This window comes from Mycolicibacterium sp. SMGY-1XX, from assembly GCF_059132455.1.
The window spans coordinates 6258472-6275329 of record NZ_CP101139.1; the positions used below are offsets into that span (position 1 = coordinate 6258472).

A 16858-nucleotide genomic window follows, 5' to 3' on the forward strand; every position below is an offset into this window, starting at 1 on the left:
CCGACTCCTCAAGGTAGTTATGCCTAGGCTAACTTTGCTGAAGTTAGCATTGCATAAGCTAACTGTCGAGACGTCCCCGTGGCGCACCAGGTCCCTGCACAGGCCCGTTTCACCTGGTCGGACAGCATCTCAGGTAACCCGGGTCGGTTCCCGGCAACCCGGTGTTCAGATGTTTCGGGGCATGCTCAGACGAGCGGCCGGCCGGTGCGAATGCGCCAGTCCAGATCCTTGAGCAAGACGTTGAAGGGGAACTGCCGGACGGGTCCCGGGAGCACCCCGTTGACCGCCCGCAGTACCCGCATCAACCGGTTGAACCGGCGCTGACGCCGCGGGTCCCACGGCAGTTTCATCTCGTCGCGGAATCGCTGCGGCAGGAAACCCGTCGTGATCAACAGCGCCAGGTTCTCCGAGCGCTCCTGAAGTGGCCGGGGCAGCTTCGCGCCGCGCAACCGGTTGGCGGCGATGGGATAGAGGTACTCCCGCACCGCGTCGTCGATGTGGACCTTGTCCAGCGATTCCTGCCAGTACTTGTCGAACGCCGCGCGGTCGGCCGGCCACATCTCGGCGGGCACCTGCAGGGTGGTGCCGAGGCTGACGCTCTCGGCGTAGTGCTGGTCGGCGGTCTCGTCGTCCATTTCGCCGACGAAGGTGCGGTAGGCGTCGACGGCGCCCTTGTACAGACAGGCCGCGACCCACAACTGCAGGTCCTTGTCGAACGCGTTGTACTTCACCGGGCTCTCGTCGGTGGAATACACCTGAGCGTGGGCCTTGTTGACTGCGCGCCGGAACGCCGCTTTCTGCTCGTCGCTGCCGCGCCCCGCCACCGCCAGGTAGGTGAAGGTGGTGCGCGCCCGCTTGATCGGGTGCCGGTCCACCCGACCACTCTCGACGCGGCTCTCCATCACGCCGTAGCCGACGCCCGGGCGCGCCAGCTGCATGATCACGTTGGCGGGACCGAGCAGCAGTGCGATGCCCATCAGGCCCTCGTCGATACCGCCCACGCGGCGGGCCCACCTGGGGCGCCGGGAGGTGAGCGCTCGGGGGGCGTCACTCATGGAGCGCTCGACGTTGTGAACCGGATCAGCGATCGTCATGCAAGTCACCTGCCAGCTAAATGTGAGAACGAGTGTTTCCTGATCTTGCCTCCGTCGATAGACAGGTGTCAAGATGGATCCCGTGGCTCAGGTACGGCCCTACCGCGGGGTGGATGCGCGCGATCGCGACGCCTCCCGCCGGCGTCGGTTCCTCGACGCCGGCCTGGATCTGCTGGGCGGCGACGAGGCACCCGACGAGCTGACGGTGCGTGGCATCTGCAAGCAGGCCGGGCTGGCCGTGCGGTACTTCTACGAGAACTTCGGCGACAAGGACGACTTCGTCGCGGCGGTGTTCGACACGGTGACGGCGCAACTGGCCTCCACCACGCAGGCCGCGGTGGCAGCGGCGCCCTGGGCCGAACAGAACCGTGCGGGTATCGCCAACCTGGTGGCGATGATCTCCGATGACCCGCGGGTGGGGCGCCTGCTGTTCAGCACGCGACTGTCCAACGCGGTGCTGTTGCGTAAGCGTGCCGAACTCGGCGGGATCTTCGCGCTGCTGTCACGCGAGTACATCCAGTCCGCGCTACAGATGCCGGGTAACAGCCACATCAGCGCCATCGCCCACTTCGTGGTGGGCGGCGTGGGACAGACCCTGTCGGCGTGGCTGTCCGGGGAGATCGCCCTGACCCCCGAGGAACTGGTGGATCAACTCCAGGCCATCCTGGGGATGCTCAATGAGCCTCGACTGTTCCGGCCTTGACCGGTACCCGCCGATCGGCCGCGGTACGCGGCACCGTCTGGGTGTCGTTCGCGCCGAATTCTCTGGTCCAACAAGCGAACTCGAGAGTGATCCCGTCGGGGTCGGTGAAGTAGAACGACCTCACGTACACACCCGGGTGGACCGTCCGCGACACCTGCATCTCGCTCTCGTCGTGGTTCAGCACCGGTCCGACCCGAACTCCCTTTTCCTTGAGCCGGGCCCGGTATTCATCGAACTTCTCCGCGGGAACGTGGAAGGCAAGGTGGTTCATCGTCGATACCGCACTGACGATTTCGCCGATCCCGGGCAACGCCACCGGCGACGAGATGCCGGGAACACGATCCGGCGCGTCGGCGAACCAGAAGAACGCCACACAGTCGCCATTGCCGGCGTCGAAGAAGAAGTGCTGGCCCATCCCGCCCGGCAGGTCCAGCGATTTGATGAGCGGCATGCCCAGTACACCGGAATAGAAGTCGACGGTGCGCTGCATGTCCGAGCAGACCAGCGCCACGTGGTTGATACCGCCGAGTTCGAATTCGGCGTTGGTATTGCGCGGCTTGATCATGTCGAACCTCTTCTATGCAACAGCCATTGAAGAACCTAACATCGGATCCAGTTCTCGGGAAGGACACGCACCTGCCATGAGTACGCCGGGGGTCATTCGTGAATTCATTGGGTTGCCATCGCCGACCGCGCGTCGGGCCGGTGCCGGGGGGCACCCGTGCCAGGGGTTGTACTACCGCGGGGTGGGACGCAAACCCAAGGTCGCCCTGATTGCGACGCACTACCAAATCGATTTCTCCGAGCACTATCTCGCCGACTACATCGCCACGCGCGGCATCGGATTCCTCGGCTGGAACACCAGATTCCGCGGGTTCGAGACCAGCTTCCTGCTCGATCACGCCCTGGTGGACATCGGCGTGGGCGTACGCTGGCTCCGCGAGGTGGCTGGGGTGGAAACCGTTGTGCTGCTGGGTAATTCCGGAGGCGGATCGCTGATGGCGGCCTACCAGTCGCAGGCGGTGTCCCCCAACGTCCGGCCACTGGATGGCATGCGGCCGGCGTCGGGCCTGGGTGAGCTGCCACCGGCCGATGGCTACATCGCCAGCGCGGCGCACCCGGGACGCCCCGACGTACTGACCGCCTGGATGGACGCCGCCGTGGTCGACGAGTGCGACCCGGTGGCCACCGATCCCGAACTCGACCTGTTCGACGGCCGGCGGGCGCCATACGATGCCGAGTTCGTCGAGCGGTACCGGACGGCACAGGTGGCGCGCAACCACGCGATCACCGACTGGGCCCAGACCGAGTTGAAACGGGTTCGCGCAGCGGGCTTTTCCGATCGCCCGTTCACCGTCATGCGCACCTGGGCCGATCCCCGCATGGTGGACCCGTCCCTCGAGCCCACCAACCGCACACCGAACCTCTGCTATGCGGGTGAACCGGTCAAAGCCAATCGGTCCACGCACGGCATCGCGGCGAACTGCACATTGCGGAACTGGATCGGGATGTGGAGCCTGCGGCATGCGCAGACCCGCGCCGAACCACACCTGAGCCGCATCCGCTGCCCCGCGCTGGTGATCAACGCCAATCAGGACACCGGGGTGTTTCCGTCGGACGCACGCCGCATCCACGACGCGCTGGCAAGCCCCGACAAGACGCTGTGCACCATGGACACCGACCACTACTTCACCACGCCGGGGGCCCGCAGCGAGCAGGCCGATACGATCGCCAAGTGGATAACAAAACGGTGGCGCTGAGAGTTCTCGCGCATTTCAAGCCCAGCAGCAAAGCCGTCGAACAGGTCGCCGAAGAGTCCGAGTGGCTGGACGTGCACTGGGTCGCCGAAAACGATGACGAGGCTTTCTATCGTGAGCTGCCCGAAGCCGAGGTCATCTGGCACAACCTGCGACCACTGAGCGCCGAGGACATCGCCAAGGCGCCCAAACTCAAACTCATCAACAAGCTCGGCGCCGGCGTCAACACCATCGACGTCGAGGCCGCCACCAAGCAGGGTGTGGCCGTGGCCAACATCCCCGGCGCCAACGCGCCGTCGGTGGCCGAGGCCACCGTGCTGTTCATGCTGGCCGCCATGCGCCGGCTGCCCGAGCTGGACAAGGCCACCCGCGACGGCAGCGGCTGGCCGCCCGATCCCAGCCTCGGCGACACGGTGCGCGATCTCGGGAGTTGCACCGTCGGCCTGGTCGGCTACGGCAGTGTCGCCAAGCGCGTCGAACAGATCCTGCGGTCCATGGGCACCAAGGTGCTGCACACCAGCACCACGCGCGACGAGCACAACGTGGGCTGGGTGTCGTTGAACGACCTCCTCAAGAGCAGTGATGTGGTGTCGCTGCACCTGCCGTTGACCCCGGCCACCGAGCACCTGATCGACGCCGCGGCCATCGCCAAGATGAAGCCGGGCGCCATCCTGGTGAACACCTCGCGCGGCAAGGTCGTCGACGAGGCGGCGCTGGTCGACGCATTGCGCAGCGGGCAGTTGGCCGCCGCCGGGCTCGACGTCTACGCCGAGGAGCCCGCGCCCACCGACAATCCGCTCCTGGCGTTGGACAATGTGCTGCTCACCCCGCATGTCAGCTACTACACCGCGGACACCGTGCAGCGTTATCTGGTCTCGGCGCTGAGGAACTGCCGACGGCTGCACGAGGGCAAGAAACCCTATTCCGTGGTCAACGAGGTGAGTTAGGACTCGCCGAGTACGCTCGTTCCCAACCGACCGGTTATTTGACACGGAGGATGGGCAACGATGCCGATTGCGATCAATCCCGAGCATGTAGACCTGGCCGATTCGGTGCGCTCCCTGGTGGCGCGGGTGGCGCCGTCGGAGGTGCTGCACGAGGCGCTGGAAACACCGCTGGAGAATCCCCCGCCCTACTGGAAAGCCGCAGCTGACCAGGGCTTGCAGGGGTTGCATCTGGCCGAGTCGGTGGACGGCCAGGGCTTCGGCATCCTCGAGCTCGCGATCGTGTTGGCCGAATTCGGCTATGGCGCGGTACCCGGGCCCTTCGTGCCCTCGGCCATCGCGAGCGCGCTCATCGCCGCTCACGACGCTGACTCGAAGGTGCTCGCCGAACTCGCCTCCGGCGCGGTGATCGCCACCTATGCACTCGACTCGACGCTGACGGCCACCCGGCACGGTGACGGCCTGGTGATCCGCGGTGAGGTGCGCGCCGTGCCCGCCGCCGCCCAGGCGTCACTCCTGGTGCTGCCGGTCGCGGGCCTCGATTCGGAGACGTCCGGTTCGGAGTGGGTGATCCTCGACGCCGCTGATCTGGAGATCGAGCCGGTGGCCAGCGTCGATCCGCTGCGCCCGGTGGCGCATGTGCGGGTCAACGCCGTCGAGGTCCCCGACGAGCGGGTGCTGTCGAATCTGAGCCGCTCGCAGGCACGAGCGCTGATCTCGACACTGCTGTCCGCCGAGGCGATCGGCGTCGCGCGGTGGGCCACCGACACCGCCGCGGGGTACGCGAAGATCCGCGAGCAGTTCGGCCGCCCGATCGGCCAGTTCCAGGCCGTCAAGCACAGGTGCGCCGGAATGATCGCCACCACCGAGCGGGCCACCGCCGCAGTGTGGGACGCGGCGCGGGCCATCGACGAAGGTGACCAGCACGCCGAATTCGCCGCGGCCGTCGCCGCCACGCTGGCCCCCGTCGCCGCCCAGCACTGCACCCAGGACTGCATCCAGGTGCACGGAGGCATCGGCTTCACCTGGGAGCACGACACCAACGTCTACTACCGGCGGGCGCTGGCGCTGGCCGCCGCTTTCGGCCGGGCCGCGGACTACCCGCAGCTGGTGGTGGACACCGCGACCACCACCGGGCTGCGCGGTATCGACATCGACCTGGATCCCGACACCGAGAAGTTACGGGACGAGATACGCGCCGAAGTGGCTGCGCTGAAAGCACTTCCGCGCGAAGAGCGCACCACGGCGATCGCCGAGGCGGGCTGGGTGCAGCCGCACCTGCCCAAGCCGTGGGGCCGGGCCGCGACGCCGGTCGAGCAGATCATCATCGCCCAGGAGTTCGCAGGCGGCCGGGTGAAACGACCGGCCATGGGGATCGCCGCGTGGCTGATCCCGTCGATCGTCGCGTTCGGCACCGACGAGCAGAAGCAACGCTTCCTGCCACCCACCTTCCGCGGTGAGATGATCTGGTGTCAGCTGTTTTCCGAGCCGGGCGCCGGGTCCGACCTGGCCAGCTTGACCACCAAGGCCACCAAGGTCGACGGCGGCTGGCGGATCACCGGGCAGAAGATCTGGACCACCGGCGCCCAGGTGTCGCAGTGGGGTGCGTTGTTGGCCCGCACCGATCCCGGCGCTCCGAAGCATCAGGGCATCACCTACTTCCTGCTCGACATGAAATCCGAAGGCGTTGAGGTCAAACCGCTGCGCGAGCTCACCGGTCACGCCATGTTCAACACGGTGTTCATCGACGACGTGTTCGTGCCCGACGACATGGTGCTCGGTGAGGTCAACCGCGGCTGGGAGGTCAGCCGCAATACCCTGACCGCCGAACGGGTTTCGATCGGCAGCAGCGAACCGGGCTTCTTGGCGACCCTCGACGGTTTCGTGCAGTTCATCAAGGACGGCCACTTCGATCAGATCGAGCAGAACCAGGCAGGCACGCTGATCGCCGAAGGGCACGCCGCCAAGCTGATGAACATGCGCTCGACGCTTCTGACACTGGCCGGCGGCGACGCGATGCCGTCGGCCGCGATCTCCAAACTACTGTCGATGAAGACCGGTCAGGGTTACGCCGAGTTCGCGGTGTCGTCGTTCGGCACCGACGGCGTCATCGGCGATACCAATACACCGCAGGGCAAGTGGATCGAGTGGTTGATGGGTAGCCGCGCCACGACCATCTATGGCGGAACCTCCGAGGTGCAGCTCAACATCATCGCCGAGCGGCTGCTGGGACTCCCCCGCGACCCGTAGCCTTCTTTGGCGCGAGCGCGCGTGTCTGTACACGACTCGCCGACCAGATGCGTACAAAGGCGTGCGCTCGCGGAGCGGGGACTTGCATTCAACGGGCGCTCGTATTGCCACGGTGGGCGGTTCGGCCCCAGAGACAGTGCACGTCCGGCAGAATCCCCCAGCATGGCCGGGGAAGACTTTGAGCCGGAGTTCGTCTCGATCGTGGACGACGACGGGAATGTCGTAGGGATGATGGACTCTGCGGTGGTCAAGTTCCTGGAGTCCGAGGACCAAGATCCGACACAGGAATCGCTTGACACCGCGTTGGCCCGAGTCACCCGGATCCGGTTGGTCGGCAACCGTACTGTCGACGACATCGTGACGTACGACGTGGTGCGCCTCGACATCACAGATCCCGCGGATATTGCGGAATTGCGTGATGCGTTGCGTATCGCCGAGGCCGATACGTACGGGCACTGCTTGACCATCGGCGAACATCGTCTCGAGCTGTGGGCCGGCGATGAGGTCATCACGTATTTGGAGCTGATCGGCTGGGATTCGTTGCGTTGGACGGGGAAGTGGAAAGGCGACGCCGAACTCGCCGATCCGATGGTTCTCGAGAGGTGGCTGCTGCTCCACGGGCTCACCGACGCGCAGCAGGAGCGCGAAGAGATGGAGACGAGCAGGGCTGCACACCTTCGAGATCAGGAGCGCTGGACAAATGCCATGCCGCCGTGTCTGCTTCCCCTGTGGTCTTGGTCCACCCCATCGGGCGTCGCGCTCGACGTCGCCCACACCGCGCTCGAGCAGGCACAGCCGGATCCCGTCGAAAGAGTGCGAGCGCTCTTGATGTGGTTCGGCTCCGGCGCGGGGCCGTGGAACTGGTACCCCAGCTACGAGGGCACAGCCGAACAACTCCTCATGAAGTACCCCATTGCGACATTGCTGGCCGCACTCACCGAGCAGTCCGAACCCGGGCTACTCGGCGCAGCCCGACTTCTCTGTGGCTGGGATTTCGATCAAACCCGCAAAGGCGAACGCGCGCAATGCCCCGAGCCGCTTCGGCAGCGCATGCTGCAGGCGGTCGAAAGGCAAGGCATTGCCGACAACATCGGGAGCTTTCGGCATGCGTTCGACATGCCCGACAGCTGAGCAGATGAAGCCGCAGAGCTGTGCAAACACGAGCACAGCGCTGACAATACCCAGTCGCGCTTGTGATTTGAGTCTTGACGGAGTCAGGGGACGATCGAGTCGACATAGCCGCCGTCGGCGCGCACCGCGCCACCGGTGGTGGCCGACGCCAGCGGTGACGCCAGATAGACCACCATGTTCGCGATCTCCTCGGGCTCGATCAGCCGTTGCAGCAACGACTGTGGGCGATGCAGTTTCATGAACTCACGCTGCGCCTCATCCCACGGCAGGGACTTGTCCACCAACTGGTACACAAAATCCTCCACCCCGGCGGTGTGCGTCGGCCCGGCGATCACCGAGTTGACCGTAACCCCGGTACTGGCGGCATCTTTGGCGAAACCACGGGTCACCGCCAGCAGTGCGGTCTTGGACACGCCGTAGTGGATCATCTCGGCCGGCGTCACCAACGCGGAGTCGCTGGCAATCTGAATTGCTCTGCCCCAACCCTTTTCAGTCATGCCGGGGAGATAGCTGCGGATCAGCCGCACCGCGGAGAGGACGTTGACGTCGAAGTAGCGCCGCCATTGCTCGTCGGTGATCTCACGGGCGGGCACGGCTTCGAAGATGCCGAGGTTGTTCACCAGCACGTCGACGGCAGGTACCTGCTCCAGCAGGGTCGCCACGCCCTCGTCGGTGGTGACGTCGGCGGCGACACCGAGCACGTCGCCGTCGAGCCGGGATACCGCCTCGTCGACGCGGTCAGAATTGCGCCCGTTGACGACGACGCGGGCGCCCGCCCCGGCCAGTCCGTCGGCGATGGCCAGGCCGATGCCCTGCGTCGAGCCGGTGACGAGTGCGGTCTTTCCAGAGAGGTCAATCTTCACGCAGGAGTACTACCACTGCGCACCGGAGACTATTCCGCGACGAGCGCAGAAAGAGAGGGGACTATTCGGCGTCGGCTTTCTGGCCGTCGACCTCGATGTTCTTGAGCTCCCGCTTCAGGATCTTCCCGGTGGGGTTACGCGGAAGCTCGTCGAGGAAGACCACTTCACGCGGCACCTTGTACCGGGCCAGGTTCTCCTTCACGTAGAGCTTGATGGCCTCCTCGTCGACGCTGGCGCCTTCGACCTTGACGACAAACGCCCGCAGCCGGTGCCCCCACTCCTTGTCCTCGACACCAAGGGCCGTGGCCTCCACCACCTCGGGATGTCCGCTGATCAGGTCCTCGACCTCGGCGGGGAAGACGTTCTCGCCACCGCAGACGATCATCTCGTCGTCGCGGCCACTGACGTAGAGCAGGCCGTGCTCGTCGAAATAGCCCACGTCACCGGAGGACATCAAGCCGTCGATGATGGCCTTGCCACCACCACCGGTGTACCCCTCGAAGGGGAAGGTGTTGCCGACGAAGATGCGGCCCACCTCCCCCTGCGGCACCTCGGCGCCGTTCTCGTCGTAGAGCTTGACCTTCACCCCTTTGACCACGGGCCCCACGGTGGCCGGGTTCTTCTTCAGATCCTGTGGTCGCGCGATCGAGGCGAACGCGATCTCGGTGGAGCCGTAGAGGTTGTAGATCACCGGACCGAGATCGTTCATGGCCCGGGTGGCCAGTTCGGCGCCCAACTGCGAGCCCGAGACGAACACGATGCGCAACGTCGACAGGTCCGGCTTCGGATCCGTCTTCTCCAACTGATCGAGCAGGCGCGACAGCATCACCGGCACCACCACCATGGCCGTCACCTTGTGCTTCTCCAGATCGGCCAGCACGGTCGCCGGCTTGAACCGGCGCCGCAACACCAGCGTGGAGCCCAGCATCATCGCGATGGTGGCGTGCAGGAACCCGAGCGCATGGAACATCGGTGCCGGCAGTGATGTCACCTCGCCGGCTCTGAACGGCACATGCGAGAGCACCCCGCCGATCGGAGCGAGCGACGGCGGCGTGCTGCGGTTGGCGCCCTTGGGCGTTCCGGTGGTGCCGCTGGTCAGGATGATGATCTTGGAGTGCTTGCCCGACTTCGGCGGCGGTGCGCTCGAGGTGCGGGCGATCAGCGCTTCGAGGGTTTCCGCATTGCTCTCCGAGGGCGCGTCGTTGTCGGGGTTCGTCGGCAGGGCCCGCAGCTTGCCCAGTGGTGGATCGGCCGCATCGACGGCCTTGGTGTATTCGTCGTCGTGGATGATCAGCTTGGCGCCTTCGCGCTCGCTCACCTCTTTGATCTGCGGCCCCGAGAACTCACTGTTGAGCAGGATCAACCGCGCACCGACCTTCGCCGCACCGTACAGCGCGATCAGGAACCAGCGGTGATTGCGGATCAGCAGCGCCACCCCGTCGCCGGCCTTCACCCCTTTCTCCAGCAGCCCGTTGGCCACGGCATTGGCGGAGTCGTCGAGTTCCTTGAAGGTGATCTCGCCGTCGTCGTCGATCACAGCGGTGCGGTGCGGGGTCCGTCGCGCGTTGAGCGCCGGGATCATGCCAAATTCACCCCACCGGCGGATGTCAGCGAACATCGCCACGATGTTTTGCGGCGGCTCGACCTTGAGTGCACCGGCTTCGAACATCTTGCGCGCGTAGTGCAGTTCGGCCGAACCGCGCTCAGCGAGCTGCTGGACTTTGGCCGCCGCCTGGAATGGGAGGTCAGTGAGGTTGGGCATGGTGCTCACCCTATGTGACAGGTGTCGCATCCCGGTCGGGAAACAACCGCGCAATTACCATGAGGGCATGGCCGGTCCGCTGCAGTGGGAAGTGGGCGACCGAACTGTCACCGTCACCAATCCAGACAAGATCGTTTTCCCCGACGCCGGGGTGACGAAGCGAGACCTGATCACCTATTACCTGTCCGTCGCCGACGGGGCGCTGCGCGGTGTGAACGACCGGCCGATGATCCTGAAACGCTTCGTCAAGGGCATCACCGAAGAGGCGGTGTTCCAGAAACGGGCGCCGGAGAAGCGCCCGGACTGGATCGACGTCGCCGAGCTGAAGTACGCCTCCGGCACCTCGGCCAAAGAGGCGGTGCTGCGCGAGCCGGCCGGGCTGGTGTGGGCAGTCAACCTCGGATGCGTCGACCTCAATCCGCATCCCGTGCGCTCGGGCGATCTGGAGCATCCCGACGAACTGCGCGTCGATCTCGATCCCATGCCGGGTGTCACCTGGCAACAGATCCTCGACGTGGCGCAGGTGGCCAAAGAGGTGCTCGAAGATCACGGCCTCACGCCGTGGCCGAAGACCTCCGGCTCACGCGGCTTCCACATCTACGCCCGCATCCACCCGCACTGGCCGTACAAGCAGGTGCGGCTCGCGGCCGAGACGGTGGCCCGTGAGGTCGAACAGCGCGCGCCGCAGCTTGCCACCAGCCGGTGGTGGAAAGAGGAGCGCGAAGGCGTTTTCGTCGACTTCAATCAGAACGCCAAGGACCGCACCGTGGCCTCGGCCTACTCGGTGCGCTCGCGTCCGGACGCGCGGGTATCCACGCCCCTGCACTGGGCCGAGGTCCCGGATTGTGCGCCCGAGGCGTTCACCATCAAGACGGTGCCGGCCCGCTTCGCCGAGATCGGCGACCCCTGGGAGGGCATGGACGACGCACCCGGTGACCTCACGAAGCTGCTGACATTGGCCGAGGAACTGGGCCCACCGGAGAAGGCGCCCAAAGGTGCCCGCAAGATGCCGCTCATCGAGGTGGCCCGCACCAAGACCAAGGACGAGGCGCTCGCCGCGCTGGAGACCTGGAAACAACGCCATCCCGGTGTCGCGGCGCGCCTGCAGCCCATCGACGTCCTGGTCGACGGAATGCGGGGGCCCAGTTCCATCTGGTACCGGATCCGGATCAATCTGCAGCACGTGCCCGAAGGGCAGCGCCCGCAGCAAGAAGAGTTGATCGCCGACTACTCCCCGTGGGAGAACTACTCGGGCGCCCAGTTCAGGCCAAGGGAATCTCCTCAGTGAAAGTCTTACTGAAGCGTTAGTCCCTACTCCCAAGTACCTTAAGTTGGCCCCATACCTTGGGTGACACGGTGAAGTGACAGCCACTTCACCAGTCCTCGAGGGGAGGCGCTCCATGGCTACCGCGTTCCGTTATGGCAACCCGGCCGTCGAATGTGCTGGCGCTCAGGTCCGCTCACAATGCCGGCAACTTGCCACCGTTGTCTCGGTGACCGGCGATGTGAGCGCAAAGAATGTCGATGAACTGATCCGGCGGGTCACCCGGTCCGTGATCAGCGAAAAGCCTTACGTTCTCGACCTCAGCGGTGTGACGTCGTTCGCACCGATCGCCATCTCGCTCCTCACTGCCGTGGACGAGGCCTGCCGCCGTACCTCCGACGAATGGATGCTGATCCCCAGCCAGTCGGTGGCGGACATGCTCCAGGCGGGCATCCAGACCCACTTCCCCACTGCCGCTTCGGTTCCCGATGCGCTGCAGTGCTTTTCAGACGCGATGACCGAACGCCGCCGGCTGCTGCCGCTTCTGGCCAAGACCGCTTAGACCTCCAAGGAGTCACCATGTTGATCGACGTTCGTTGGCTCGCTTACCTGATCAAGGGTCGCCACAGGGCCGCACACGCGGGCCGTTCCTGAGATTCACCGGCCATGGGACGGGTAGCCCCGTCCCATGGCTTCTTCCACAACATCTCCTGCACATTCACTGGCCACCGGCCTGGGCGTCGTCAGCATCGGCCTCGGACTGACCGAAGCCCTGGCACCGGGACGCATCACCAAACTCGTAGGCGCGCAAGGTGCCAGCCATTCCATTGTCCGCGCGCTGGGCGTACGCGAAATCGGCCACGGGGCCGCGATTCTGCTCGGATCACCTCGTCTGGTGTGGACCAGGGTCGCCGGCGACGCCCTGGACCTGGCGGTATGGGCCCGCGCAGCGGCCAAGTACCCCCGGGCACGCGGACGGCGGGGGGCGCTGATCGCCCTGAGCCTGGCCGGCATCGCCGCCGCCGATGCCTATGCCGCCGTGCGCACCAACCGCGTTGTCTGACGCATGCGGATCGTCATCACCGGCGCCACAGGCAATGTCGGCACCGCACTGTTGAACCAGCTGGTCCCCTCCGGTGAACACGAGCTGGTTTCAGTGGTGCGCCGCCCTCCGCCACCCGAAGGGGTGTACAGCCAGGTGGCCTGGCATGCGGTCGACCTCGCCACCGCATCCGCTCCGCGCGAGCTGGCCCGCATCTTCGACGGCGCCGACACCGTGGTGCATCTGGCATGGGGATTCCAGCCCACCCGCAACACCGACTATCTCAGGCAGGTAGCCGTCGGCGGCAGCACCGCGGTGCTCGATGCCGCACACCACGCGCAGGTGGCGCAGCTGATCCACATGTCGTCGGCGGGGGCGTACGCACCTGGACGCTACGGACGACGCGTCGACGAGTCCTGGCCCACGACCGGTGTGCAGGCATCGCCGTACAGTCGCTTCAAGTCGACCGTCGAAGCAGCTCTGGACGACTACGAACGCCGCCAGGGTGACCGAGCTGTTCCCATCACACGCTTACGGCCGGGATTCGTGGTGCAGCGTGCCGCCGCCAGCGGTCTGATGCGCTACGCGTTACCGCCTTTTGTGCCAATGCAATTGGTGCGTCTGCTGCCACTGCTACCCGTCGATCGCCGGCTGTGTTTTCCCGTCATCCACGCCGATGACGTGGCCACCGCGGTGGTTCGGGCCGTCGAGACCCGGGCGACGGGTGCGTTCAACTTGTCTGCCGATCCACCCATCGGCCGCGACGAGATCGCCCACGTCATGGATGCCCGACCGGTACATGTCCCGTCCGGACTTCTCGGTGCGGTGGTGGACCTGAGCTGGCGGGCGCGGCTGCAACCGGTCGACCGCGGCTGGGTCGACATGATCTTCACGGTTCCGCTGTTGGATTGCGCTCGCGCGCACACCGAGCTGGGCTGGCAGCCCGCATGGTCTTCGACCGACGCCCTGGCGGACCTGTTCGCCGGGATCGCCGACGAAGCGCACACCTCGAGTGCCCCGCTGCGTCCGCGGTCGATGGTGGAGCTGTTGCGCCGGACGGTGTCCGACGGATTGATCTCCCAGCGCAGGCTGCCGTGAAGCCGGCGCGATCCCACGTCCGTCACGTGCTGCCGGTAGCCTTCAGGTCATGAGCGCCGGTCTGTTCGGGCTTCTCGACGACGTTGCCGCGATCGCACGACTGGCGGCTGCGTCAGTCGACGACATCGGTGCCGCCGCGGGACGTGCCACCGCCAAAGCCGCCGGTGTCGTCATCGACGACACCGCCGTGACGCCGCAGTACGTACAGGGCATCGAGCCCAAACGGGAACTGCCGATCATCAAGCGCATTGCCCTGGGCTCGCTGCGCAACAAACTGGTGTTCATCTTGCCGGCCGCGCTGCTGCTCAGTCAGTTCGCGCCGTTCCTGCTCACCCCGATCCTGATGCTGGGTGCCACGTACCTCTGTTTCGAGGGCGCCGAGAAGATCTGGGGCAGGATCGCCGGCCACGACGCGCATGCGACTCCGGTGGCGGCCGCCGGTGAAGACGCCGAGAAGTTCATGGTGACGGGCGCCATTCGCACCGACTTCATCCTGTCGGCCGAGATCATGGTGATCGCGCTCAACGAGGTCGCTGATCAGTCGTTCTTCCCGCGGCTGATCATTCTGGTGGTGGTCGCGCTGGTGATCACTGCCGTGGTCTACGGCGTCGTGGCGGGCATCGTGAAGATGGACGACATCGGGTTGCACCTGGCCCAGCGGAGCTCGGCGTTCGCGCAGAAGGTCGGCCGCGGACTCGTCGCCGCGATGCCCAAGCTGCTGACGGCGCTGTCGGTGATCGGTACTGCCGCCATGCTGTGGGTGGGTGGACACATTCTCTTGGTCGGCGTCGACGAACTCGGATGGCACGCCCCCTACGGGCTGGTGCACCACGCCGAGGAGGCCGTGCACCACCTCGCCGGCGTCGGCGGTGTGCTGGCGTGGCTGATCAACACCGCCGCCTCGGCGGTGATCGGCCTGGTGGTCGGCGCTCTCGTCGTGGCGGTCATGCACGTCCTACCGTTCGGTAAGAAGAAAGCCGCGCACTAGGACCGCAGCACGGCGGCGGCGGCGTGCACCGCGTCGGTGATGGCCGCGACGGTGGTGCTGTCGAGTTTCCAGCACTGCCAGTACAGCGGAACGTCCAGGTAGGCCTCGGCCAGGCGGACAAAGGAGCCGTCATCCAGCGCCGGGGTGGCCAGCTGCTGCGGGTACATCCCCCAGCCCAGCCCGGCGCGCACCGCTGCGCCGAATCCCTCCGCGGTCGGGATGTAGTGCACCGGCCGGGCGATGTGGCGACGGAAGATCTTGCGGATCAACATGTCCTGTAGGGCATCGTCGCGGTTCCAGGCCAGCGACGGCGCCTGTGCCACGGTTTCTCTGCTGAGCCCGAGTGCGAAGTGGTCGCTGAGGTAGCCAGGGCTGGCCACCGGGATGTATCGCATCACCCCGAGCGCGTGGGCCCGGCAGCCCGGCACCGCGGTGCGTTCGGTGGTGACTGCGCCCATCGCGGCGCCTTCGCGCAGCAGTCGTGCGGAATGGTCTTGATCCTCGATGCGTACGTCCAGCAGGACGTCCGGCAGGCCGGCCAGGACGGCCGTGAACCAGGTGGCCATCGAATCGGCGTTCACCGCGATGGCCACCCGCGTGCGGTGTACCGATCCGCCTGCGGTCTCGGCGAGCGCTTCGGCCTCCAGAAGAGCCGTCTGCGCTGCCAGCCTCAACAGCGGCACCCCGGCCGCGGTGACCCGGCACGGCTTCTCCCGGACCACGAGAACCTGACCGACCCGCTGCTCCAGCGCCTTGATGCGCTGACTCACCGCCGAGGGCGTGACGTGTAGTTTGTCGGCGGCGGCATCAAAACTGCCGAACTCGACGACCGCCGACAACGCCGCCAGTTGATCGGCTCCGAGCCGGTTCTCGTAGTTCTGGGCCATCCGATTCCTCACGTCGCGTGTCACAAGTTCATCACGATCGACATCACGATCATTTAAGGATCCGCGGCAAACTCTGAGAAATCTCAAGCGTTGTGCAGCTTTATTCGCCGTCGGCGTACCCGAAACCCCGGATTGCGGGGAACGTCACTCCCGTTGGGTGTAACGCCCGCCGACGCCGGGAATCCTGCCTCTTCATCCGAAAAGAGTGTGAGTTTCCCGCCTGTACCGTGGTTTTCGGGACGGGGAAGCAACGTTTGTCACCAAAGCGAAAGAGAAGTGATCATGAAGTTCAGTGGCATCTCCGCGCGTCGGCGCATCGCCGCAGCCGCGGCCGGCTGCCTCTTCGGGGGCGTGGCGGCAGCAACCATCGTCGCTCCGACGGCCTCGGCGGCTCCTGATTGCAGCCCGGCCGGCATCAACGGCACCGTCGACTCGGTGACGGTCGCGGCCCAGCAGTACCTGGCCGCACACCCGGGCGCCGGTGGCGTGGTCTCGGCCGCGGTCACCCAGCCGCGGGACGTGGCTGCAGCCAACATCCGCAGCTACTTCACGTCCAACCCGACGGAGTACTACGAGCTGCGCGGCATCCTGGCCCCGATCGGCGACACCCAGCGCGCGTGCAACACCACCGTGCTGCCGCCGTACCTGGCCAGTGCCTACGAGGAGTTCGTCGCGGGCTGACCCCCGCAGCGTGAAACGACCCGTCGCCGCATCCGCGGCGACGGGTCGTCTGCGTTCAGACTCGGTGCGATTCAGACTCTTCGGGCAACAGCTTCAGCCCCGCGACACAGGCCACGATGCCGCTGAGGAACACCAGCTTCCACACCGACGCCGACTCGGCGCCGCTGATCACCGCATAACCGACGGTCAGTGCGGCTCCGAGTCCCGTCCACACGGCGTAGGCGGTCCCGATCGGGATGACGCGCACCGCCCAGCCCAACCCGCCGAGGCTCGCCACCAGCGCCACCGCGAAGACCACCACCGCGGTGGCATCGGTGAACCCTTGTGAATGGCCCAGCGCGGTGGCCCACACCGCTTCGAGTACGGCGCTGATCACCAGCACGATCCACGCCAT

At 66.1% G+C, this 16858-nt stretch carries 17 protein-coding genes; 11 read left to right on the forward strand and 6 right to left on the reverse strand.

The window, feature by feature from the left end; translation table 11 throughout:
- Positions 1-185: 185 nt before the first annotated feature.
- Positions 186-1094: an oxygenase MpaB family protein gene (locus NL241_RS29825; RefSeq protein WP_487696530.1), complete on the reverse strand. Its 909-nt coding sequence runs from the start codon at positions 1092-1094 to the stop codon at positions 186-188.
- A 73-nt stretch (positions 1095-1167) separates the two neighbouring features.
- Between NL241_RS29825 and NL241_RS29830 the strand changes: the two genes are divergently transcribed.
- The gene (locus NL241_RS29830) at positions 1168-1797 is read left to right on the forward strand and encodes a TetR/AcrR family transcriptional regulator (RefSeq protein ID WP_487696531.1); all 630 of its coding nucleotides are present in this window, start codon (positions 1168-1170) and stop codon (positions 1795-1797) included.
- On the opposite strand, the gene NL241_RS29835 is transcribed toward NL241_RS29830, so the two are convergent.
- Complete coding sequence (locus tag NL241_RS29835; protein WP_494395847.1) at positions 1769-2362, reverse strand: VOC family protein; 594 nt, start codon at positions 2360-2362, stop codon at positions 1769-1771. The two genes, NL241_RS29830 and NL241_RS29835, sit on opposite strands and share 29 nt — an antisense overlap.
- 76 nt (positions 2363-2438) lie before the next feature.
- Between NL241_RS29835 and NL241_RS29840 the strand changes: the two genes are divergently transcribed.
- The 4 genes from NL241_RS29840 (at position 2439) to NL241_RS29855 (ending at position 7879) form a co-directional block, all read left to right on the forward strand.
- On the forward strand, positions 2439-3557 hold the full coding sequence (locus NL241_RS29840) for an alpha/beta hydrolase family protein (protein ID WP_487696533.1): 1119 nt from the start codon (positions 2439-2441) through the stop codon (positions 3555-3557).
- A complete protein-coding gene (locus tag NL241_RS29845; protein WP_487696534.1) occupies positions 3533-4501 on the forward strand; it encodes a 2-hydroxyacid dehydrogenase in 969 nt (322 codons plus the stop codon). The genes NL241_RS29840 and NL241_RS29845 overlap by 25 nt, the downstream gene beginning before the upstream one ends.
- 60 nt (positions 4502-4561) lie before the next feature.
- The gene (locus tag NL241_RS29850; RefSeq protein WP_494395848.1) at positions 4562-6748 is read left to right on the forward strand and encodes an acyl-CoA dehydrogenase family protein; all 2187 of its coding nucleotides are present in this window, start codon (positions 4562-4564) and stop codon (positions 6746-6748) included.
- 162 nt (positions 6749-6910) lie between these two features.
- Positions 6911-7879: a hypothetical protein gene (locus NL241_RS29855; protein ID WP_494395849.1), complete on the forward strand. Its 969-nt coding sequence runs from the start codon at positions 6911-6913 to the stop codon at positions 7877-7879.
- Positions 7880-7962: 83 nt separating this feature from the next.
- Here NL241_RS29855 and NL241_RS29860 read toward each other — a convergent pair whose 3' ends face one another.
- Both NL241_RS29860 and fadD2 read right to left on the reverse strand, forming a co-directional pair.
- Positions 7963-8742 carry an SDR family NAD(P)-dependent oxidoreductase gene (locus tag NL241_RS29860; RefSeq protein ID WP_494395850.1) on the reverse strand — a complete coding sequence of 260 codons (780 nt, stop codon included), beginning with the start codon at positions 8740-8742 and terminating at the stop codon, positions 7963-7965.
- A gap of 61 nt (positions 8743-8803) precedes the next feature.
- Positions 8804-10504: a long-chain-fatty-acid--CoA ligase FadD2 gene (gene fadD2 / locus NL241_RS29865; RefSeq protein WP_487696538.1), complete on the reverse strand. Its 1701-nt coding sequence runs from the start codon at positions 10502-10504 to the stop codon at positions 8804-8806.
- Between the two features lie 67 nt (positions 10505-10571).
- On the opposite strand from fadD2, the gene NL241_RS29870 reads away from it, so the two are divergent.
- From NL241_RS29870 to NL241_RS29890, 5 genes are all read left to right on the forward strand, one after another.
- Positions 10572-11792 (forward strand): DNA polymerase domain-containing protein, encoded by a 1221-nt coding sequence (locus NL241_RS29870; RefSeq protein ID WP_487696539.1) that lies wholly within the window; start codon positions 10572-10574, stop codon positions 11790-11792.
- A 112-nt stretch (positions 11793-11904) separates the two neighbouring features.
- Entirely contained in the window at positions 11905-12330 is a 426-nt protein-coding gene (locus NL241_RS29875; RefSeq protein ID WP_487696540.1) for an STAS domain-containing protein, read from the forward strand.
- A 126-nt stretch (positions 12331-12456) separates the two neighbouring features.
- Positions 12457-12831 carry a malate dehydrogenase gene (locus tag NL241_RS29880; protein WP_487696541.1) on the forward strand — a complete coding sequence of 125 codons (375 nt, stop codon included), beginning with the start codon at positions 12457-12459 and terminating at the stop codon, positions 12829-12831.
- A 3-nt stretch (positions 12832-12834) separates the two neighbouring features.
- Positions 12835-13908, forward strand: a complete 1074-nt coding sequence (locus NL241_RS29885) for an NAD-dependent epimerase/dehydratase family protein (RefSeq protein ID WP_494395851.1) — start codon at positions 12835-12837, stop codon at positions 13906-13908.
- Between the two features lie 49 nt (positions 13909-13957).
- Positions 13958-14896 (forward strand): DUF808 domain-containing protein, encoded by a 939-nt coding sequence (locus tag NL241_RS29890; protein ID WP_494395852.1) that lies wholly within the window; start codon positions 13958-13960, stop codon positions 14894-14896.
- Here the strand turns inward: NL241_RS29890 and NL241_RS29895 are convergent.
- Positions 14893-15783 carry a LysR family transcriptional regulator ArgP gene (locus NL241_RS29895; RefSeq protein ID WP_494395853.1) on the reverse strand — a complete coding sequence of 297 codons (891 nt, stop codon included), beginning with the start codon at positions 15781-15783 and terminating at the stop codon, positions 14893-14895. The genes NL241_RS29890 and NL241_RS29895 overlap by 4 nt on opposite strands.
- Positions 15784-16065: 282 nt before the next feature.
- Here NL241_RS29895 and NL241_RS29900 point away from each other — a divergent pair, with 282 nt between their 5' ends.
- Positions 16066-16464: a heme-binding protein gene (locus NL241_RS29900; RefSeq protein ID WP_487696545.1), complete on the forward strand. Its 399-nt coding sequence runs from the start codon at positions 16066-16068 to the stop codon at positions 16462-16464.
- A 55-nt stretch (positions 16465-16519) separates the two neighbouring features.
- Here the strand turns inward: NL241_RS29900 and NL241_RS29905 are convergent, their stop codons facing one another.
- On the reverse strand, positions 16520-16858 hold the full coding sequence (locus tag NL241_RS29905; protein WP_487696546.1) for a DMT family transporter: 339 nt from the start codon (positions 16856-16858) through the stop codon (positions 16520-16522).

Coding starts and splice junctions, on each gene's coding strand:
- NL241_RS29830 (WP_487696531.1), top strand. CDS start 1,168: ATGGATCCCGTGGCTCAGGTACGGCCCTACCGCGGGGTGGATGCGCGC.
- NL241_RS29890 (WP_494395852.1), top strand. CDS start 13,958: ATGAGCGCCGGTCTGTTCGGGCTTCTCGACGACGTTGCCGCGATCGCA.
- NL241_RS29885 (WP_494395851.1), top strand. CDS start 12,835: ATGCGGATCGTCATCACCGGCGCCACAGGCAATGTCGGCACCGCACTG.
- NL241_RS29855 (WP_494395849.1), top strand. CDS start 6,911: ATGGCCGGGGAAGACTTTGAGCCGGAGTTCGTCTCGATCGTGGACGAC.
- NL241_RS29870 (WP_487696539.1), top strand. CDS start 10,572: ATGGCCGGTCCGCTGCAGTGGGAAGTGGGCGACCGAACTGTCACCGTC.
- NL241_RS29880 (WP_487696541.1), top strand. CDS start 12,457: ATGGCTTCTTCCACAACATCTCCTGCACATTCACTGGCCACCGGCCTG.
- NL241_RS29900 (WP_487696545.1), top strand. CDS start 16,066: ATGAAGTTCAGTGGCATCTCCGCGCGTCGGCGCATCGCCGCAGCCGCG.
- NL241_RS29895 (WP_494395853.1), bottom strand. CDS start 15,783: ATGGCCCAGAACTACGAGAACCGGCTCGGAGCCGATCAACTGGCGGCG.
- fadD2 (WP_487696538.1), bottom strand. CDS start 10,504: ATGCCCAACCTCACTGACCTCCCATTCCAGGCGGCGGCCAAAGTCCAG.
- NL241_RS29825 (WP_487696530.1), bottom strand. CDS start 1,094: ATGACGATCGCTGATCCGGTTCACAACGTCGAGCGCTCCATGAGTGAC.
- NL241_RS29905 (WP_487696546.1), bottom strand. CDS start 16,858: ATGGCGTGGATCGTGCTGGTGATCAGCGCCGTACTCGAAGCGGTGTGG.
- NL241_RS29875 (WP_487696540.1), top strand. CDS start 11,905: ATGGCTACCGCGTTCCGTTATGGCAACCCGGCCGTCGAATGTGCTGGC.
- NL241_RS29840 (WP_487696533.1), top strand. CDS start 2,439: ATGAGTACGCCGGGGGTCATTCGTGAATTCATTGGGTTGCCATCGCCG.
- NL241_RS29835 (WP_494395847.1), bottom strand. CDS start 2,362: ATGATCAAGCCGCGCAATACCAACGCCGAATTCGAACTCGGCGGTATC.
- NL241_RS29850 (WP_494395848.1), top strand. CDS start 4,562: ATGCCGATTGCGATCAATCCCGAGCATGTAGACCTGGCCGATTCGGTG.